We start from the raw sequence: 19464 nt of genomic DNA, 5'->3' as shown, positions 1-19464 counted from the left end.
CTTGATCGTCAGCAGGTGCCACGCCAGATTTAACCTATGCTGAAGTTTCTGCCCATCCTGCTGATCGTCGCCTATTCGCTGGGGATGTGGTTCTTTTCGGTGTGGCGCCTGAAACGTGAGATGGCAGAGAATTCGACGCCGTTGGATGACGACAGGCTGAACCCTCTGCTGGATCGGCTTGGCCGGGCCATGGAATTGCCGCGGATCAAGGCACAGGTCTATGAGGTTGCGATGGTCAACGGCCTTGCCGCGCCTGATGGCCGGATTTTCATCACACGCGGCTTCATGGACCGCATGGAAAAGGGCGATGTCTCCCCCGAAGAAATCGCTGGCGTCGTCGCGCATGAGCTTGGCCATGTCGCACATGGCCACTCGAAACGCAGGCTGATCGATTTTGCCGGGCAGAATGTATTGCGCAGCGTCCTGCTGATGACCATTGGCAGGTTCCTGCCTTTTGTCGGGCCCTGGCTGATAAACTTGCTGGTAATGACGCTGGCGGCACGCCTGTCGCAATCAGATGAGTTCGAGGCCGACCGGTTCGCCACCGCCTTGCTAATCAAATCCGGTATCGGTCCTGAAGCGCAGATCTCCCTGTTCGAGAAACTGAACGCACTGACGGGACGGCGGAGCGTTTCGGCACCCGCATGGTTGTTGTCGCATCCGGCGACACCAAAGCGGATAGAGGCGATCCGGAACAACATTGCCCGCTGGGATCAGCGCTAGGCGATCAGGCCGCCATCGCTGTCAGTGCCACTTTCGAGCACGAGACTGGCAAAATCCGTGAGGACCACCCCGCGCTTTCCCTCGATTTCAATCAGGCCGTCTCGCTTGAGCGCGGTAAGCTGACGGCTGACGGTTTCGATGGTCAGACCAAGGTAGTCAGCAATCGCCTCTCTGGTCAGCGGCAGGCTGAGTTGAATGCGGCCACGCGCCTGCTGATTTGCCAGTGCAGCCTTTCGCCGCGCCAGTATCGCAAGAAAGGACGCGATCTTTTCGCGAGCGGATTTCCGGCCCAGCACCAGCAGCCATTCGCGTGCGGCATCCAGTTCATCCAGAGTCATTTCCAGCAGACGCGACGGAATACGTGGATTGTCACGCATCATCTGCTCAAAAGGCTGCCTGCGGAAGCAGCAAAGCTGCAGGTCGCTGATTGCTGTCACCGTAAAAGTAGCAATTCTGCGACCGGGCCGGCCCAGGAAATCACTGGGCATCAGCAGGCCCACCATCTGGGTGCGCCCATCTTCCAGCGTCTGGGTCAGTGTCGCCACACCTTCAATAATCGAGGCCACAAAATCCATATCGTCGCCCGACCAGACGATTACCTGACCCGCCCTGAAGTCACGGTAATATTTCGTTTTTTCAAGCTTTTCCAGATCTTCGGCATCACAATGCGCGCAAACTGCGCGATAGCGGATCGGGCAGTTTTCGCAGCTTTTGTCGAAATGCGCAGCCTCATAATTGGCCGACTGAAACTTGATTTGCATCAATGAAATATCCTGTACGCCCCTTATTTCTATGCAAATGGAACAAAAATCGCAACTTGCTCGGCTGGGACTGTTTGACGCACGGGTGCCGCGTTACACATCCTACCCCCCTGCAACTCAGTTCAGCCCTGCCATTGGCCCGGCGCAGGTCGGGGCCTGGCAGGCTGCCATTCCCGCAGGCAGTGCGATATCGCTGTACATGCATGTCCCCTTCTGCCGCCGTCTGTGCTGGTTTTGCGCCTGCCGCACGCAAGGGACGCAATCAGATGCGCCTGTCCGGGCCTACGCCGAGACCCTTCTGGAAGAGCTGCAACTGCTGAAATCGCGCCTCGCGCCGGGCATAAGGTTGTCGCGCCTGCATTGGGGCGGCGGAACACCAACGCTGATGCCCGCGGACGTGATACGTCGTGTGGCGGGTGCGGTGTTTGCCGCGTTTCCGTTGGCAGAGGGCGCGGAATTCTCTGTCGAGATTGACCCCAACGAGATTGATACAGAGCGCATGGATGCCCTTGTCGCGGCCGGGCTGACACGTGCCAGCATCGGCGTTCAGGATTTCGATCCGGAAATCCAGAAAGCAATCGGACGCGAACAGAGTTTCGAAATCACGGCCGCAACAGTCGATATGCTGCGTGAACGCGGTATCGAAAGCATAAACGCCGATATCCTTTTCGGACTGCCGTTTCAGAACAGGGCCCGAATATCGGAATCCGTACAGCAATTGCTGGCGTTGTCGCCTGATCGGATTGCCCTTTACGGGTACGCCCATGTGCCTTGGATGGCCAAGCGGCAGGTATTGATCCCGGCAGAGAACCTGCCCTCTCCGGAAGCGCGGCTTGGACTGTTCAACACTGCGCGCGACTTGTTTGTCGCCGATGGTTATGCCGAGATAGGAATAGACCACTTTGCGCGACCGACTGATCGTCTGGCCATCGCGCAGAGGGATGGCCTTATGCGGCGAAACTTTCAGGGATATACCGACGATCAGGCAGCGGTGCTGGTGGGATTGGGCGCATCCTCTATATCGCGCTATCCGCAGGGCATCGCGCAAAACGCGCCAGCCACAGGGGCACATGTCAAAGCGATTCGCGAGGGCCGATTATCCGTCACCCGCGGGCACGTGTTCAGCGATGATGATCTGTGGCGCGCCCGGATGATCGAGTCGTTGATGTGCGATTTCAGGATAGATGCTTCGGAAATGCACAAGCGGTTCGGTGTGGATCGCGACATGCTGAAGAAAACCTTCGCACCTGTGAGGGCGCGGTTCGGGGAAATGGTTTCGGTGGCCGCCGATGGCTCTGTCGAGTTACCTCCGCAAGCTCGTCCGCTGACGCGCATGATCGCCCGGATGCTGGACAGCTACCAAATGGCGGCAGCCGGCCATTCACCTGCGGTATAGAGAAGGTGAGATATTGACCGCAAGATGCTGAGTATAAAATATATGCAGCTACCAAAAGCTGCGTGCTTTACTGGCCGATCGGGACAGGCTGCGCATCGCTGCTGTCGGTCTGCATCACCGACGGATCAGCCGACGCTATAGCGACAAACTCTCTCAGGTCTTCATCCTTCGACAGGTCAGCGAACGCATATCGCGCCGTCAGATTCGCCGGCGACATTTCCAGATTCTTGACCACCTGCGCGCCCGGCGCCGCCGGGCCGTAAGTGCGACCGTTCAGTGCGAAATAGACCGCGCCAGAGTTACCGGCCCGCAGGACCGGCGGGGCCTCAAGCTTGGGCATGGCGAAACGCTCGCCAGCATCCATAGTCTTTTCCAGCAACACTGTCCCGTCCGAGGATGTAACGCGCACCCATGCCGGACGCACCGCCAGAATTTCAAGCTCTGGCGCATCGGGGGCGACAGTCCGCACAGCCATCTGATCCTCTGGCAATTGTGGGCCATAATCCATTGCCTGCGCGATATTGCGCGGCGCAGCTGGCGAGGCATCACCCGCTGCAACCTTGCCCGCACTGGTTGCAGGCTCTTCGATGGAGGCGAGCTCTTCTGGTGTCGGCAGTTCAGGATCGATCGAAGCGATCGGACCGTCGCGTGCCGTAAGCACAGGTATTTCAAGGGCTTGCGGGCGATACATGCGATCAATTCCGTCCGGCTGCGGCAGATTGACCGCTAAATCGGTCAATTCATCCGCTTCGGGCTGAGCCGCACCCTCCACCGGGTCCAGAGAGGACGTGACGCCCGGTGCCTGATCCCCCGGCGTCAGGTTAACCTTCTGAAGTTCCTGCAGAACCGACCAACCACCGTAGCCCAGGCCAGCAACCAGAGCCACCAATACAACGACCGAACCAACGGCGCGAGGCTGCACCGATGACCAGAACGGTTCCGGCTGCGGGATGAAAAGGGCTTTCGGGTTGGCAAGGGCCTCTGCCGGGTCAGAAGGGCGCCGCTGCGGCTTCGGGCCGGACGCGATGGGCGACATGCCGTGCGGGGGCTCAAATCCCGATTCGTCGCAGAAACGGGCAAAGACGATATCGGGGTCCATCTTCAGATAGCGCGCATAAGAACGCACATAGCCGGAAATGAAGCTGGGGGCATCAAATGCGGAAATATCACAATTCTCAATGGCAGAAATATAGCCGGCGCGGATGCGCAATTCCCGCTGAACGTCCAGCAGGGACTTGCCCATCGTCGCCCGCTCACCCCGCATCAGATCGCCAAGGCGAGTCTCAAAATCTTCGATGCCGTCACCACCCGATGCAGCACCGTCATGCTGTGGCGAAGCTTTTGCCTGCAGCCTGATCATCACGCCTGTCCTACATTTCCTGCCTGCTGCACGCCGCGAATCGCAGCAATGCATAGTTTAGTTAAGGCAAGGTTATCACAGAGGCGAGAGGCGATCACCCCGCTTAGCTGCTTAAGCGACCGCAACCGAACGATTAAGCTCACATTGTGACCAAAGCGCGTCCATTGCGCGCACAAGACCCTCTATCTGCTCTGGGCTATGGACCGGAGAGGGTGTAAAACGCAGGCGCTCTGTTCCGCGCGGCACGGTTGGAAAGTTGATCGGCTGCACATACACCCCGAAATCACGCAGCAGCATATCGGACAGTGCCTTGCAGTGCACCGGGTGCCCGACATGAACCGGCACAATATGCGAGCCGTGATCAATGATGGGCATTCCCAACCCTTTCAGCCGCATTTTCAGAATGCGCGCGTGAAGCTGCTGCTTATCGCGCAGCTCCTGCCCTTCGGCTGTTTTCAGGAATGCGATTGATGCAGCCGCGCCTGCTGCGACAGCCGGCGGCAGCGACGTCGTGAAGATAAAGCCCGGCGCATAGGAACGGATCGCATCGACCATCTTGGCGCTTGCCGCGATATAGCCCCCGAACACGCCGAAGGCCTTGCCAAGCGTACCGTTGAAAATATCGACGCGCTGTGTCAGCCCGTCGCGTTCCGCAACGCCGCCGCCGCGCGGACCATACATGCCAACCGCATGAACCTCATCAAGATAGGTCAGCGCGTTGAATTCGTCGGCGAGGTCGCAGATCTCTGCTATCGGGCCGAAATCGCCATCCATCGAATAGATCGATTCGAAAGCAATAAGCTTCGGCGCCTGCGGATCGTCAGCCTCCAGCAGCTCGCGCAGATGAGCAAGGTCGTTGTGACGGAAGATGCGCTTGGCACCGTCAAAGCGCTTGATGCCTTCGATCATCGAGGCATGGTTGAGCTCGTCCGAATAGATAATCAGGCCAGGGAACAGCTTGCGCAGCGTCGAAAGCGTCGCGTCATTGGCGATATAGGCGCTGCTGAACACAAGCGCCGCTTCCTTCAGGTGCAGATCGGCAAGCTCTGCCTCAAGGCGCTTGTGATAGACCGTCGTGCCCGAAATATTACGCGTCCCGCCAGAGCCTGCACCGGTCGCGTCAAGTGCTTCGTGCATCGCCGTCAGAACGACCGGGTGCTGACCCATGCCCAGATAATCATTGCCGCACCAGACGGTGATATCCTGCTCTGACCCATCCGGGCGCGTCCAGACTGCGTTCGGAAAAGACCCATTGCGGCGTTCGATATCAATGAACGTGCGGTAGCGGCCTTCTTCGTGCAGCTTTTCTATCGCCTGATCGAGTGCGGCGTCATATTCCATCGCGGGGCCCCTTGCCTTGCTTGCTGGGTGCGATCATGTCAGATCATCCTTCGGCGACATTGATAAGGGTCAAACGCCCCAAGATACAGGGCAAACTTCCCATTTTGTCGCGAGGTTTCCACGGGTTAATCCCAATAAAAACAGTCAGGAACGTCATGGCCGACCATAAAATTGACGATATTCTCAACCGCCTGGACAGCGATCTGCCGCAGGCCCTGGATCGGCTTCTGGCCTTTTTGCGGATACCTTCGATTTCGACCGATCCAGCCCATGACAGCGATGTTTCAGACGCGGCAAACTGGCTTGCTGATGAGCTTCGTTCCCTGGGCTTTACTGCGGAGGTTCGCGAAACAACCGGTCATCCGATGGTCGTCGCCTCGACCCCGCAAGGCACTGAAAGATCGTTGCTTTTCTATGGCCACTACGATGTGCAGCCGGTCGATCCGCTGAACCTTTGGGACGACCCGCCCTTCGAACCGGCGATACAGGATACGCCCGAAGGTCGCGTCATCCGTGGTCGTGGCGCATCAGACGACAAGGGGCAGCTCATGACCTTTGTCGAGGCGTGTCGGGCATGGAAAGCCGTGCATGGCGAATTGCCCTCTGGTCTGACGCTGCTGTTCGAGGGCGAAGAGGAATCCGGATCTCCGTCGCTGATCCCGTTCCTTGAGGCGAACCGTGACGAGTTGTCGCAGTCGCTGGCACTGATCTGCGACACCGGACTGGCGGCTGACGGTCGCCCTGCCATTTCCAGCCAGTTGCGCGGCTTGGTGGGCGAAGAAATTATCGTTCAGGCCGCCAATCAGGACCTGCATTCCGGCAGCTTCGGCGGGCTGGCGGCTAACCCGATCCAGATCCTGTGCAATGCACTGGCGGCTTTAAAAGATGAAAACGGACGCGTCACCCTGCCCGGGTTCTACGACGGTGTTGAGGAGCTTTCCGATCAGTTGCGCAGCGACTGGGAAGCGCTGAACTTCGATGCCGGGGAATTTTTGTCACGCGTCGGCCTGAAAAATCCCATTGGTGAAAAAGGTCGTTCGCCGCTGGAGATGCTCTGGAACCAACCCACAGCAGAGATCAACGGCATCACCGGCGGCTATACCGGCGACGGTTTCAAGACGGTCCTGCCGGCGGAGGCACGCGCCAAGGTCAGCTTCCGGCTGACCGGCACGCAAGACCCCGAAAAGATCCGCGCTGCATTCCGCGAACATATTCAACGCTTTATCCCCGATGATTGCAGCGTAAGGTTCCATGAACATGGCGGCTCCCCTGCGGCGGTGATGGACACGTCGGACCCTGCCTTCGATGTGGCAAAGCAAGCGCTCAGCGAAGAATGGGGGCAAGAGGCCGTGTTTATCGGAATGGGCGGCTCTATCCCGATTGCGGGGGATTTCAAGCAGATCCTTGGCATGGATACCATGCTGATCGGTTTCGCAAAGGAATCCGACCGCATTCATTCGCCCAACGAAAAATACGATGTCGAAAGCTTTGTGAAAGGCGCCCGAAGCTGGGCGCGCATCATTGCCGCGCTGAGATAGCGGACAAGGGGCGCTGCTGCGCCCCTGCGCTTAGCGGCAGTAGGATTGCTTGCTTGTCCACGCGGCGATCTGCGCGCGTTTAGAGCTGTTGCGCAGCGGCATCCAGTCGCGCGCGACACCACGCCAGCCGCCACCCGAACGCGCGATGGCATTGTCCCGCGCCACCTGTTTGGCGGCAATGCGAACTGCGCAAGCCATGTTTTCGGCCCCCTTCGTCAGCGAACCGCTGCACCCATAGTTACGCGCGGTCGCAGGGGAAATCTGCATGAGCCCAAGATAGCGCCCGCCTGCCCCGCTCGCTTGCGGATTATGGCTGCTTTCATGCCGCGCCACCGCTGAAAGCAGACCCGCCCAGAACGCCCGCCGGTTTGCGTGGCTCTGCTTGGCATAGGCGGGACAGAACTCCATCACGTCGGAGGGCACGCGTGACATCAGCACCGCGCCTTCGGTATCCAGTGCAGCCAATGTTGCGCGAGTCCATTCCTCGCTGTTCTGACGTCCCTCCCAGTGCATCTCTGGCAAAGGCGCCGTTCCAGGCAGGGCAGCGATGGCGCGCCGTGCCAGCCCCGGTTCGTTGGCGGCCAGCGTCGGTGCCTCTACCGCTGCCGTACCAATGCTGGCGCTGTCACAGCCCGCCAAGGAAAAGCCCAGTGCCGCAACAACGGCCAATTTATGGAAAATGCGCATCTGTCCCATCCAGCAAATATTGCCTTTGCTATGCCGCTAGCCGATAGGCGGGCATAAGAAAACTGTGTTTTGGTAAACTGTGCGGGAGCGTCATGTTATTTATCATCCTTCGGGCGATTTCCGCCGCAGCCGTCTGGTACTGGCGTTTCAATACGGCCCGCGATGCGGCGCGCGAAATCGGCAATACTGCCGGCGATCTGGTCAACGCCCCGCGCCGTCTTGGTTTTCGCCGTCGTGCGAATGCCCATCCGGTTGAAGGCGTCGACGAGCCTGATCTGGCTATTGCCGCGATCTCAGTCGCCTTTCTTGATCTCAGCGGGATGCCGTCACGCGATGACCAGAAGCGCTTGCGACAACCCTGAGCACACAACTCGGCTTCAAGCACGACGATATTGACGAAATGATGGTTCTTGCCCGCAGGCCCCGCCCGGCTTAGAAACCGGGCGAATAGACAGGACATTGCCATGCTCGACCATCTCGAATTCACCCCGCCCGAACCGAAACGCATCGCCGGTGCCACCTCTGACTGGGAACTGGTGATCGGGCTGGAGGTTCATGCGCAGGTTTCTTCCAATGCAAAGCTGTTTTCCGGCGCATCAACGACCTTCGGGGCAGAGCCGAACAGCAATGTCGCCTTCGTCGACGCGGCCATGCCGGGAATGCTGCCGGTCATAAACGAATTCTGTGTCGAACAGGCCGTTCGCACCGGGCTTGGCCTGAAGGCAGATATTAACCTGTTCAGCGCCTTTGATCGCAAGAACTATTTCTATCCCGACCTGCCGCAAGGCTATCAGATCAGCCAGCTGTACCATCCCATCGTGGGGGAAGGCGAAATCATCGTCGACATGGGTCCGGGCGTGGGCCGTCGCGTGCGGATTGAACGAATCCACCTGGAGCAGGATGCCGGCAAGTCGATCCACGACATGGACCCGAACATGTCTTTCGTCGATTTCAACCGCACCGGCGTCGCCCTGATGGAAATCGTCAGCCGCCCCGATATTCGCGGACCTGAAGAAGCGGCGGCCTATGTCTCGAAGCTGCGCCAGATCATGCGCTATCTGGGCACCTGCGACGGCAATATGCAGAACGGTAACCTGCGGGCTGACGTGAACGTGTCTGTCTGTAAGCCCGGCGATTATGAACGCTATCAGGAAACGCAGGATTTCAGCCATCTGGGCACGCGCTGCGAAATCAAGAACATGAACTCTCTGCGCTTCATTCAGGCCGCCATCGAATATGAAGCCCGCCGTCAGATCGCCATCATTGAGGATGGCGGCAAGATCGTGCAGGAAACCCGGCTTTACGATCCGGACAAGGGCGAGACGCGGTCCATGCGCTCCAAGGAAGAGGCGCATGATTACCGCTATTTCCCCGACCCCGACCTGCTGCCGCTGGAGATAGAGCAGGCCTGGGTCGATCAGATCGGCGCCGCGATGCCCGAACTGCCCGATGCGAAAAAGGCCCGTTTCGTCAAGGATATGGGCCTGTCGGAATATGACGCGGGCGTTCTGACTGCCGAGGTCGAGAATGCCGATTACTTCGAATCTGTGGCCAGCGGCCGGGACGGCAAGATTTCGGCCAACTGGGTCATCAACGAATTGTTCGGGCGGCTGAACAAGGAAGGGCTGGGGATTGAGACCTCGCCCATATCGGCGGCGCAGCTTGGCGGGATCATCGACCTGATCGCCAAGGGTGATATTTCGGGCAAGATCGCCAAGGATCTGTTCGAGATCGTCTGGACCGAGGGCGGCGAGCCGGCGGAAATCGTCGAAGCACGCGGCATGAAGCAGGTCACCGATCTTGGCGCGATCGAAGCGGCGGTGGATCAGATCATCGCCGACAACCCCGCGCAGGTCGAAAAAGCCAAGCAGAACCCGAAACTCGCAGGTTGGTTCGTCGGCCAGGTGCTGAAGGCGACAGGCGGCAAGGCCAACCCGGCTGCGGTCAACGAAATCGTGGCGAAGAAACTGGGCGGATGATGCCTGTCCGCAGGTGGCGGCTGGCGACGCGTCACTGCTGAGCTTTTGTGGTCATGAAGGTCGGCATGATCCATTCAGAGAAGACCAGCTCTCGCCTGCGTTGTTTACCGCAAAGCCTGTCTGACGAGACAGGCAAAAATTCGCTCGCGCGGGCTGGCATGGCCGGGCGGCGCGGCTTATCCTGCCGCCAAACGCCAGAAGGAACAATTCCGTGTCCAGCTACGAATACATGACGATCCCCGCCCCCATGCGGAGCGAAAAGACCAAGGGCGCGAAAACGCCAAGCGACCGCTACGCCGCAACTCTGACTGAAGCTATCAACAAAATGGCGGCGGATGGCTGGGAATATCTGCGCGCGGAAACGCTTCCATCCGAAGAGCGCAGCGGGCTGACCGGACGGACCACCCTGTTCCACAACCTGCTGATCTTTCGTCGTCCCGCTGCAACGGTTGCCCAGCGGAAAGAACCTGCCGCCCCGCGACCTGTCGCTCGTCCAGAGGAAAAACCGGCGGCACCTGCTGCGCATGATGCCGGCACGCCGCTGCCGACCGCCGCCCCGTCAAACAACCCGCAGGCCGAAGATACAGCGTCACCCGTCTTTTCAGAAAAAATGCGCGTGGCAGAAAAATCCAAGGCAGAATGATCCACTGCCAATCGCAGCTTTCACCTCTGCTCAGTGCGGATTGGCGCCGGAAAACAGGTTGATCACAATCACCCCGGCGGCAATCAGACCAATGCCAAGCAGTGCCGCCGCATCAAGTCTCTGATTCAGAAACAACCAGCCGATCAGCGAAATCAGCGCGATTCCCGCTCCGGACCAGATTGCATACATGACGCCCACCGGCATGGACTGCACCACGACTGACAACGCGTAAAAGGACAAGCCATAGCAGGCCACCATGACAGCGGTCGGCAAAATACGGGTGAACTGGGCCGATTGCTGCAAAGCCGTGGTGCCCACGACCTCCAGCCCGACAGCGCCCAACAGCCACGCCCAGACCGGCATCAGGCAAGTTTCCCCTCAAGAGAGTTCGGCGCGGAACGGGTGATTTCGACCTCGACCAGCTCGCCGATCATGGCGTCAGGCGCTTCGACAAAGACAGAGTGCAGGTAGTCCGACTTGCCGATCATCTGCCCCGCCTCGCGGCCCTTCTTTTCGAACAACACACCAAGCCTGCGGCCAATCATCGATTCCTGCACGGCCTTTTGCTGGCGGCTCAGAAGGGCCTGCAATTCCTGCAGGCGGGCATCGGCCACATCACCCGGAACTTCCGCACGACCGGCGGCCGGCGTACCGGGGCGTGACGAGTATTTAAAGCTGTAAGCCATGCCATAGCCGACATCTTCAATCAGTTTCAGCGTGTCAGCGTGATCCTGATCGGTCTCACCCGGAAAACCCGCAATGAAGTCCGACGTCAACACGATGTCGGGACGCGCGGCGCGGATACGGTCGATCAGCCGCAGATATTGTTCGGCGGTATGCTTGCGGTTCATCGCCTTCAGCACCCGATCGCTGCCCGACTGCACCGGCAGATGCAGATAGGGCATCAACTTCGGCTCATCCCCATGCGCCTCGATCAGGTCATCGGTCATGTCATTGGGGTGGCTGGTCGTGTAGCGAATGCGGTCCAGCCCGTCGATTTCCGCCACTGCCCGGATCAGCCGCCCGAATTGCCATTCCCGACCATCGGCCCCTGCCCCGTGCCAGCCATTGACGTTCTGCCCCAGCAGCGTGATTTCGCGCACACCGCGTTCCACCAGATCGCGGGCTTCGGCCATGATCCGTTCCACGGGGCGAGAGACCTCGGCCCCGCGTGTATAGGGAACGACGCAGAAGGCACAGAACTTGTCGCAGCCTTCCTGCACGGTCAGGAAGGCCGTCGGCGCACGCCGTGTGGCACGCGCCTTCGGCAGATGGTCGAACTTGTCTTCTTCCGGGAACTCGGTCAGCACGCGCGGGCCTTCGCCACGCGCCATCGCAGGCAGCTTGTGATAGCTTTGCGGCCCGACAACCAGATCGACCAGAGGCATGCGGTTCACGATCTCTTCGCCCTCGGCCTGCGCCACGCAGCCCGCCACGGCGATTTTCAGGTCCGGCTTTTCGGCCTTGAACGGCTTCAGTCGTCCCAGATCGGAATACAGCTTCTCTGCCGCCTTTTCCCGGATATGACAGGTGTTCAGCAGAACCATATCGGCCTCTGCCTGATCCTCGGTCAGGACATAGCCATCCGCGCCCATCGCCTCTGCCATGCGCGAGCTGTCATAGACATTCATCTGACAGCCATAGGTCTTGATGAAAAGCTTCTTCGGTTCAGCCATGATCGGATTCCTTTGCGCGCCTAATATCCGAAAGGCGCAGCGAAGCAAAGCCGCGCCTACAGATAACCCTGCGAGACCAGAACCCAGATAATCACGATCCCCAGAACCAGAAGGCCAAAGACGACCGAAGCTGCAAAATTTGTCGCCTTTTCCTGCATCCGCGTCACGCGTCCGAACGGTTTCAGATATGCGACCAGATCTGCATGGGCCTGCGCGGCACCACGGAAATCGGTCTGACGGGCGATCTTGGGGGCGTTGGTGATCGTCTCAGCATCGCGCAGGATCACGGCCTGCTTATACAGGTTGCGCGGCAATGCGCCGCCGCGACGACGCAGCATCGTGTCCAGGTCAATCGCCTCGCCCCGGCGGGCACCGCCAAGGCGCGTTGCCATCAGCACGGCGACCTCTTCGGCCCAGCTTCTTACGTTCAGCGGTGTCATTGCGTCCCTCATTTGCGCCGGGATCATAGACGGGCTGGCGAAGGCATTCCAGCCCGGCTAAGCTGTTGCCATGAAACTGAACACACTCATTTCCGGCGACGATCACGGGATGCCGCCCGTCCTTCTGGTACACGGTCTGTTCGGATCGGCCAGGAATCTTGGCGGCATCGCCAGACGGCTGGACGAGCACCGCAAGGTGATCTCTGTCGATATGCGCAATCATGGCGACTCTCCCCATGATCCCGACCATTCATATCCTGCGCTAGCTGGTGATCTGCGCGATCTGATCGAGGCCCATGGCGGCAAGGCCGATGTGGTCGGCCATTCGATGGGTGGCAAGGCGTCAATGGTGCTGGCCCTGAGCCATCCACAAATGGTTCGCAAGCTTGCGGTGCTGGATATTGCCCCGGTCAGCTACAGTCACACGCAGCAGGAATATGTCGACGCGATGCAGGCCCTTGATCTGGACGGGCTGAAGCTGCGGTCAGAGGCGGACAAGCGGTTGGCGCAATCGGTGGATGAACCCGGCGTGCGCGCCTTCCTTCTGCAAAGCCTCGATCTGAAGGCCGCCCCACCACGCTGGAAGCTTAATCTGCCGGTGCTGTCTGATCAGATGTCATCGCTGGTTGGCTGGCCGGACGGCCTGCCAAAAGGCGCATTCGACGGGCCAGCATTGTTCCTTGCCGGTGCAGATTCCGACTATGCACGGGAGGGAAAGAACGCAGATGCGATCCACGAATATTTCCCGCAGGCAGAGCTGCGCTATATTGCCAATTGCGGGCACTGGCTCCACGCAGAGGAGCCGAAACAGGTTGCTGATGCGATTGCCGATTTCCTTGGCTGAAGCATAGGCGGCATCTGCGCAGAAGGCCCGGATACCCAAACAAAAACCCCGCCATCTCTGGCGGGGTTTTCAGATTTCCTTCGGTCGGATGCCGGACTTACCAGTCCGAACGCTCGACGATGCGGGTCGTGACCGGCAGTTTCATCGCGCCAAGGCGCAGTGCCTCGCGTGCGATGTTGTCGGCGACGCCGTCGATCTCGAACATGATCCGGCCCGGATGGACGCGGGCGGCCCAGTAATCGACCGAACCCTTACCTTTACCCATCCGCACTTCGGTCGGCTTCGAGGAAACCGGCACGTCCGGGAAAACCCGGATCCAGACCCGGCCCTGACGCTTCATGTGACGGGTGATCGCGCGGCGGGCCGCTTCGATCTGGCGGGCGGTGACACGCTCCGGCTCGGTCGCTTTCAGGGCGAACGAACCGAAGTTGATGTCGAAGCCACCTTTGGCTTCGCCGTGAATCCGGCCCTTGTGCTGTTTGCGGAACTTCGTCCGTTTCGGTTGCAGCATTGTTTCCTACTCCTTACCGGCTGTCGCGGTCGCGACGTGGGCCACGCGGGGCCGGACCGTCCTGAGCTTCGGCAGCCTTGCGGTCACGGGCCTGCGGATCATGTTCCATGATCTCGCCTTTGAAGATCCAGACCTTGATGCCGATGATCCCGTAAGGGGTCATGGCCTCTGCCAGTGCATAGTCGATATCCGCACGCAGCGTGTGCAGCGGAACGCGACCTTCACGATACCACTCGGTCCGTGCGATCTCGGCACCGCCCAGACGGCCGGCGACGTTAACGCGGATCCCAAGCGCACCCATACGCATCGAGTTCTGAACAGCGCGCTTCATGGCGCGGCGGAACGAAACCCGGCGCTCCAACTGCTGCGCAATCGATTCAGCGACCAGTTGGGCGTCCAGTTCCGGCTTGCGAACCTCAACGATGTTCAGGTGCAGTTCGCTGTCGGTAAATTGCGACAGCTTCTTGCGCAGAACCTCGATATCGGCGCCCTTCTTGCCGATGATGACGCCCGGACGTGCAGCATGAATGGTCACGCGGCATTTTTTGTGCGGACGCTCGATGATGACGCGGCTGATGCCGGCCTGCTTGGCTTCTTTCTTGACGAATTCCCGGATTTTCAGGTCTTCGAGCAGCAGATCGCCGTACTCTTTGTCGTCGGCGTACCAACGGCTGTCCCAGGTGCGATTGACCTGGAGGCGCATCCCGACGGGGTTAACCTTCTGACCCATTACGCTTGCTCCTCTGCGGTTTCTGCCTTGGCGGTCTTGCGCGAAGCCTTCTTGGCTTCGGCAGCAGCCGCGGCAGCGGCCGGATCGACCTCACGCAGCTTGATGGTGATTTCCGAGAACGGCTTCATGATGCGGCCATAACGACCACGGGCGCGCGGACGACCGCGCTTCATGACAAGGTTCTTACCAACCCATGCTTCGGCAACGATCAGGTTGTCGACGTCCAGATTATGGTTGTTCTCGGCATTCGCGATGGCCGATTGCAGGCACTTCTTCACGTCGCCAGCGATACGGCGCTTCGAGAAGGTCAGATCGGACAGAGCCGTTTCGACCTTCTTGCCGCGGATCAGACCGGCGACGAGATTCAGTTTCTGCGGCGAGGTGCGAAGCATCTTGGTCTTCGCCATCGCTTCGTTATCCGCCACGCGGCGCGGATTCTTTTCCTTACCCATGACGATTACTTCCTTTTCGCTTTCTTGTCGGCTGCGTGACCGTAATAGGTCCGCGTCGGTGAATACTCACCGAACTTCTGGCCGATCATATCCTCGGAAACATTGACCGGGATGTGCTTTTGACCGTTATAGACGCCGAAAGTCAGACCAACGAATTGCGGCAGGATTGTCGAGCGGCGCGACCAGATCTTGATCACGTCGGACTTGCCGGATTCGCGGGCTTTTTCCGCCTTCTTCAGAACATAGGCGTCGACGAACGGGCCTTTCCAAACAGAACGTGCCATGGATTAACGTCCCTTCTTCGCGTGACGCGACCGCAGGATATACTTGTCGGTCGATTTGTTCGTGCGGGTCTTTTTACCCTTGGTGTCCTTACCCCAGGGCGTAACCGGCGTACGGCCACCCGAAGTGCGGCCCTCACCACCACCATGCGGGTGGTCGATCGGGTTCATAGCGACACCGCGAACGCTCGGGCGGATGCCCTTGTGGCGGTTGCGGCCGGCTTTACCGAAGTTCTGGTTCGAATGATCGGCATTCGAAACAGCACCGATGGTGGCCAGACATTCCTGACGGACCATGCGCAGCTCGCCCGAGGAAAGGCGGATCTGGGCGTAGCCACCGTCACGGCCAACAAACTGAGCGTAGGTTCCGGCGGAACGTGCAATCTGACCGCCTTTGCCGGGCTTCAGCTCGACATTGTGGACGATCGTGCCGATCGGCATGCCTGAGAAAGGCATGGTGTTGCCCGGCTTTACGTCGACCTTGGCGCCAGCGATCACCTTATCGCCAACAGCCAGACGCTGAGGTGCAAGGATATAGGCCTGCTCGCCATCTTCATATTTGATCAGCGCGATGAAAGCGGTGCGGTTGGGATCGTATTCGATCCGCTCGACCGTTGCCGATACATCGAACTTGTTGCGCTTGAAATCGACGATGCGATACAGGCGCTTTGCCCCGCCGCCTTTGCGGCGCATGGTGATCCGTCCGGTATTGTTCCGGCCGCCCTTCTTGGTCAGACCCTCGGTAAGGGTTTTGACCGGACGACCTTTCCAAAGCTCCGAACGGTCGATCAGAACCAGCCCACGCTGGCCAGGCGTCGTCGGTTTATACGACTTGAGTGCCATCTTTCTGTCTTCCGTTGCTTTGTTTCGTCAAATAGTTATGCGGCCCCCGCGAACGGGAACCGCGATCTTCTGGTTACGATCAGAGTCCGGTGGACACGTCGATCGAATTGCCTTCTTCCAGCGTGACATAGGCTTTCTTCACGTCGGAACGGACGCCGGGGCGGCCGCGGAAACGCTTGTGTTTGCCTTTGGTCACGGTGGTGTTCACCGCTTTCACCTTGACGTCGAACAGGTTTTCCACAGCTTCCTTGATCTGCGGTTTGTTCGCGTCAATCGCCACTTCGAAAACGAACGCATTGACTTCACCAGCCAGCGTTGCCTTTTCAGTGATGACCGGCTTGCGGATCACGTCGTAATGTTCAGCTTTCGCGCTCATTTCAGGCGAGCCTCCAGTGCTTCGACACCAGCACGCGTGATCACCAGCGTGTCACGCTTGAGGATGTCATAGACGTTTGCGCCCATCGACGGCAGCACATCGACGCCATCGAGATTGCGCGCGGCGCGGGCAAAGCCCTCGTTCACGTCGGCACCGTCGATGACCAGAACGCGCTTCCAGCCGTTTTCCTTGACCGCTTTTGCAACGGCCGAGGTCTTGGTGTCGGCAATGTTCAGATCCTCGATCACCACCAGTTCACCTGCGGTTGCCTTGGCCGACAGCGCATGCTTGAGGCCAAGCGCGCGGACCTTTTTCGGCAGATCGAAGGCGTGCGAACGCGGGGTCGGACCCTTGTAGACACCACCCTTGCGGAAGATCGGCGCCTTGCGGGAACCGTGACGAGCGCCGCCGGTGCCTTTCTGGCGATAGATCTTCTTGGTCGAGTAGCTGACTTCCGACTTACCCAGAACCGAGTGCGTCCCGGCCTGTGCCTTGGCACGCTGCCAGCGGACGACGCGCTGCAGGATGTCGCCGCGCGGCTCCAGCCCGAAGACCTCGTCGGCCAGCTCGATGGACCCGGCCTTACCGGAGTCCAGCTTGATCACATCGAGTTTCATTCCTTGTCTCCTTCGCCTTCCGGTGCAGCACCGTCTTCGGCGGCCTTGTCAGCCTCGATCGACGCTTCAGCTTCGGCGAGCGCTGCAGCTTCCTGCTCGGCAGCCAGACGTGCGGCTTCCTCGCGGGCAGCTTCTTCCTCGGCAGCAGCAGCTGCTGCGGCTTCTTCGGCAACGCGCTGCGCTTCTTTCAGCTTCGAACGCGTCGCAGCCGGGGTGATCAGGTTCTCAGGCGCCTCTTTCTTGACGGCATCCTTGATGACAACCCAGCCACCTTTGGAACCCGGAACAGAGCCCTTGACCATGATCAGGCCGCGGTCGCTGTCGGTCTTGATGACCTGCAGGTTCTGCGTGGTGACGCGAACGGCACCAAGATGACCGGCCATTTTCTTGCCCTTGAACACCTTGCCCGGATCCTGACACTGACCGGTCGAACCGTGCGAGCGGTGGCTGATCGACACACCATGAGAGGCACGCAGACCGCCGAAGTTGTGACGCTTCATCGCACCGGCAAAACCTTTACCGATGGACGTGCCCGCAACATCGACGAACTGGCCGGCGAAATAGTGATCGGCCACGATCTCTTCACCAACTTCGACCAGATTGTCTTCGCTGACGCGGAACTCGGCGATCTTGCGCTTCGGCGCGACACCGGCTTTCGCGAAATGGCCGCGAACCGGCGCGGAGACGCGCTTGGCTTTCGCATCGCCCGCGCCCAGCTGGACGGCCACATAGCCATCACGGTCGGCAGTGCGCTGCGAGATCACCTGAAGGTTGTCGAGATGGAGGACGGTCACCGGAACCTGGCGGCCATCTTCCAGAAACAGCCGGGTCATGCCCAGCTTCTTGGCGATAACACCCGTACGCATGTTGCCCCCTTACACTTTGATCTCGACATCCACGCCAGCGGCGAGGTCGAGCTTCATCAGCGCGTCGACGGTCTGCGGCGTCGGATCGACGATGTCCAGCAGACGCTTATGCGTGCGGATTTCCCACTGGTCGCGCGATTTCTTGTCGATATGCGGACCGCGCAGGACGGTGAATTTCTCGATCTTGTTCGGCAGCGGGATCGGCCCGCGAACCGTGGCACCCGTGCGCTTGGCGGTGTTCACGATTTCCTGGGTGCTGGCATCCAGCACGCGGTAATCGAACGCCTTCAGCCGAATGCGGATATTCTGACTTTGCATCGTCATCCCTCGGAGCTTTGAGGGTTCCAGTCGAGAGGCTGACGACACACCACGCGGCGCCAGCATCGGACCTCATATAAAAACTGCGAAGCCGCCCTATAGGGGGCGGCCCCGTCAGATGCAAGCGAATCCTTTGATTCAAGCGGATTCGGTCGCGATGGGCGCGTATAGCGTCATGTGGGTGTGAGGGTCAAGGGTAGCGTTGCAGAGAATCCGATTGCATTGAACGCCGGGATTATTTCTACTCGGCCGACAGTCATCGCTACAGATTCTATGCTCGATATTTCAACCGAAGCAGCACCCACCCTGTATGTTTTCCTAGACGAGGGCGGAAATTTTGATTTTTCGCCGAGTGGGTCGGAGTATTTTACACTCACCAGTGTGTCGATGATGCGACCGTTTAGGCTGCACACGTTTCTCGACACCTACAAATATGACCTCTTGGAGTTCCGAGTTCCGCCTCGCATCGACCTTGAATATTTCCACTGCGCCGAAGACAACTCACATATAAAAGAGCGTGTGTTTCAAATGCTGGCTGATAACTTGCCTCTTGCATGCGCTGATGCGGTCGTTGTCGAGAAGAGGAAGACCGGTCCAGCCCTTCAGGCACCGGAGAATTTCTACCCTAGGATGTTGGGATATCTGTTGCGCTACGTTGTTGAGAGGTGTCCCAACGGGATAGGCGAACTTGTGATCATAACAGATTCCATCCCTGTTAACCGAAAAAGGCGCGCGATAGAAAAGGCCGTTAAAGTTACGCTATCCCAAATGCTTCCTGACAGCACACCATATCGGCTGATGCATCACAGGTCAAAGGCCCATTACGGCCTACAAATTGCCGACTACATCAACTGGGCCATATTAAGAAAATGGGAGAGAAAGCAGCTTCAGCATCATAGCTTAATAGAGCCTCTGATCAGGAGCGAATTCGACATCTTTCGCACTGGAAGGCGGCACTACTACTGAAAACGACCTCCCCGACTACCTTGCGGAGAACCCCTTGGGTTCTTTTCATCGGGGAGGAACCTTTGAGATGAATATAGCCATTCAGTCATCAAAATCAAGTTAAGATACGCCTCGGC

The 19464-nt window shown here is 59.1% G+C and carries 23 protein-coding genes and 1 pseudogene; 8 read left to right on the top strand and 16 right to left on the bottom strand.

The window, feature by feature from the left end:
* Positions 1-36: 36 nt before the first annotated feature.
* Positions 37-723 carry a M48 family metallopeptidase gene (locus tag PAF20_RS05790; RefSeq protein WP_271072764.1) on the top strand — a complete coding sequence of 229 codons (687 nt, stop codon included), beginning with the start codon at positions 37-39 and terminating at the stop codon, positions 721-723.
* On the opposite strand, the gene fnrL is transcribed toward PAF20_RS05790, so the two are convergent.
* Positions 720-1484, bottom strand: coding sequence for a transcriptional regulator FnrL (gene fnrL, locus PAF20_RS05785; RefSeq protein WP_271072763.1), 765 nt, complete (start codon positions 1482-1484; stop codon positions 720-722). The genes PAF20_RS05790 and fnrL overlap by 4 nt on opposite strands.
* Positions 1485-1521: 37 nt before the next feature.
* Here fnrL and hemN point away from each other — a divergent pair, with 37 nt between their 5' ends.
* Complete coding sequence (hemN, locus tag PAF20_RS05780; protein WP_271072762.1) at positions 1522-2880, top strand: oxygen-independent coproporphyrinogen III oxidase; 1359 nt, start codon at positions 1522-1524, stop codon at positions 2878-2880.
* Positions 2881-2947: 67 nt separating this feature from the next.
* Here hemN and PAF20_RS05775 read toward each other — a convergent pair whose 3' ends face one another.
* Positions 2948-4240 (bottom strand): helix-turn-helix domain-containing protein, encoded by a 1293-nt coding sequence (locus tag PAF20_RS05775; protein ID WP_271072761.1) that lies wholly within the window; start codon positions 4238-4240, stop codon positions 2948-2950.
* A 111-nt stretch (positions 4241-4351) separates the two neighbouring features.
* Positions 4352-5581 (bottom strand): 5-aminolevulinate synthase, encoded by a 1230-nt coding sequence (hemA, locus tag PAF20_RS05770; RefSeq protein ID WP_271072760.1) that lies wholly within the window; start codon positions 5579-5581, stop codon positions 4352-4354.
* Positions 5582-5736: 155 nt separating this feature from the next.
* Here hemA and PAF20_RS05765 point away from each other — a divergent pair, with 155 nt between their 5' ends.
* Complete coding sequence (locus tag PAF20_RS05765; protein WP_271072759.1) at positions 5737-7119, top strand: dipeptidase; 1383 nt, start codon at positions 5737-5739, stop codon at positions 7117-7119.
* 30 nt (positions 7120-7149) lie between these two features.
* Here the strand turns inward: PAF20_RS05765 and PAF20_RS05760 are convergent, their stop codons facing one another.
* On the bottom strand, positions 7150-7806 hold the full coding sequence (locus PAF20_RS05760; protein WP_271072758.1) for a transglycosylase SLT domain-containing protein: 657 nt from the start codon (positions 7804-7806) through the stop codon (positions 7150-7152).
* A 92-nt stretch (positions 7807-7898) separates the two neighbouring features.
* On the opposite strand from PAF20_RS05760, the gene PAF20_RS05755 reads away from it, so the two are divergent.
* The 3 genes from PAF20_RS05755 to PAF20_RS05745 all read left to right on the top strand — a co-directional run bounded on the left by PAF20_RS05755 (position 7899) and on the right by PAF20_RS05745 (position 10428).
* Positions 7899-8168, top strand: a complete 270-nt coding sequence (locus PAF20_RS05755) for a hypothetical protein (protein WP_271072757.1) — start codon at positions 7899-7901, stop codon at positions 8166-8168.
* A 102-nt stretch (positions 8169-8270) separates the two neighbouring features.
* A complete protein-coding gene (gatB, locus tag PAF20_RS05750; RefSeq protein ID WP_271072756.1) occupies positions 8271-9785 on the top strand; it encodes an Asp-tRNA(Asn)/Glu-tRNA(Gln) amidotransferase subunit GatB in 1515 nt (504 codons plus the stop codon).
* Between the two features lie 211 nt (positions 9786-9996).
* On the top strand, positions 9997-10428 hold the full coding sequence (locus PAF20_RS05745) for a DUF4177 domain-containing protein (protein WP_271072755.1): 432 nt from the start codon (positions 9997-9999) through the stop codon (positions 10426-10428).
* A gap of 30 nt (positions 10429-10458) precedes the next feature.
* Here the strand turns inward: PAF20_RS05745 and PAF20_RS05740 are convergent, their stop codons facing one another.
* Genes PAF20_RS05740 through PAF20_RS05730 form a run of 3 tightly spaced genes read right to left on the bottom strand, consistent with a single transcriptional unit; the run spans position 10459 to position 12544 of the window.
* Positions 10459-10791, bottom strand: a complete 333-nt coding sequence (locus tag PAF20_RS05740) for a DMT family transporter (RefSeq protein WP_271072754.1) — start codon at positions 10789-10791, stop codon at positions 10459-10461.
* A complete protein-coding gene (miaB, locus tag PAF20_RS05735) occupies positions 10791-12104 on the bottom strand; it encodes a tRNA (N6-isopentenyl adenosine(37)-C2)-methylthiotransferase MiaB (protein ID WP_271072753.1) in 1314 nt (437 codons plus the stop codon). The genes PAF20_RS05740 and miaB overlap by 1 nt, the downstream gene beginning before the upstream one ends.
* Before the next feature lie 56 nt (positions 12105-12160).
* A complete protein-coding gene (locus PAF20_RS05730; RefSeq protein WP_271072752.1) occupies positions 12161-12544 on the bottom strand; it encodes a hypothetical protein in 384 nt (127 codons plus the stop codon).
* Positions 12545-12614: 70 nt separating this feature from the next.
* Here PAF20_RS05730 and PAF20_RS05725 point away from each other — a divergent pair, with 70 nt between their 5' ends.
* The gene (locus tag PAF20_RS05725) at positions 12615-13388 is read left to right on the top strand and encodes an alpha/beta fold hydrolase (RefSeq protein WP_271072751.1); all 774 of its coding nucleotides are present in this window, start codon (positions 12615-12617) and stop codon (positions 13386-13388) included.
* Between the two features lie 97 nt (positions 13389-13485).
* Here the strand turns inward: PAF20_RS05725 and rplP are convergent, their stop codons facing one another.
* The 9 genes and pseudogenes from rplP to rpsJ form a co-directional block, all read right to left on the bottom strand.
* The gene (rplP, locus tag PAF20_RS05720) at positions 13486-13899 is read right to left on the bottom strand and encodes a 50S ribosomal protein L16 (protein ID WP_271072750.1); all 414 of its coding nucleotides are present in this window, start codon (positions 13897-13899) and stop codon (positions 13486-13488) included.
* Positions 13900-13912: 13 nt separating this feature from the next.
* Positions 13913-14629: a 30S ribosomal protein S3 gene (rpsC, locus tag PAF20_RS05715; RefSeq protein ID WP_271072749.1), complete on the bottom strand. Its 717-nt coding sequence runs from the start codon at positions 14627-14629 to the stop codon at positions 13913-13915.
* A 74-nt stretch (positions 14630-14703) separates the two neighbouring features.
* A pseudogene (gene rplV / locus PAF20_RS05710) lies at positions 14704-15081 on the bottom strand (50S ribosomal protein L22); the annotation flags it as partial.
* A gap of 5 nt (positions 15082-15086) precedes the next feature.
* Positions 15087-15365, bottom strand: a complete 279-nt coding sequence (rpsS, locus tag PAF20_RS05705; protein ID WP_147095517.1) for a 30S ribosomal protein S19 — start codon at positions 15363-15365, stop codon at positions 15087-15089.
* A 3-nt stretch (positions 15366-15368) separates the two neighbouring features.
* A complete protein-coding gene (gene rplB / locus PAF20_RS05700; protein ID WP_271072748.1) occupies positions 15369-16205 on the bottom strand; it encodes a 50S ribosomal protein L2 in 837 nt (278 codons plus the stop codon).
* 79 nt (positions 16206-16284) lie between these two features.
* A complete protein-coding gene (locus PAF20_RS05695) occupies positions 16285-16581 on the bottom strand; it encodes a 50S ribosomal protein L23 (RefSeq protein WP_271072747.1) in 297 nt (98 codons plus the stop codon).
* Entirely contained in the window at positions 16578-17198 is a 621-nt protein-coding gene (gene rplD / locus PAF20_RS05690) for a 50S ribosomal protein L4 (protein ID WP_271072746.1), read from the bottom strand. The genes PAF20_RS05695 and rplD overlap by 4 nt, the downstream gene beginning before the upstream one ends.
* Positions 17195-18064: a 50S ribosomal protein L3 gene (gene rplC, locus PAF20_RS05685; protein ID WP_271072745.1), complete on the bottom strand. Its 870-nt coding sequence runs from the start codon at positions 18062-18064 to the stop codon at positions 17195-17197. Before rplC ends, rplD begins: the two co-directional genes overlap by 4 nt.
* A 9-nt stretch (positions 18065-18073) precedes the next feature.
* Positions 18074-18382: a 30S ribosomal protein S10 gene (gene rpsJ, locus PAF20_RS05680; protein ID WP_042247848.1), complete on the bottom strand. Its 309-nt coding sequence runs from the start codon at positions 18380-18382 to the stop codon at positions 18074-18076.
* Positions 18383-18565: 183 nt separating this feature from the next.
* Between rpsJ and PAF20_RS05675 the strand changes: the two genes are divergently transcribed.
* Complete coding sequence (locus PAF20_RS05675) at positions 18566-19348, top strand: DUF3800 domain-containing protein (RefSeq protein WP_271072744.1); 783 nt, start codon at positions 18566-18568, stop codon at positions 19346-19348.
* Positions 19349-19464: the final 116 nt, after the last annotated feature.

Source organism: Paracoccus albus (assembly GCF_027913035.1).
Lineage (GTDB): Bacteria > Pseudomonadota > Alphaproteobacteria > Rhodobacterales > Rhodobacteraceae > Paracoccus > Paracoccus albus.
This window is presented reverse-complemented; position numbering and strand designations above follow the sequence as displayed.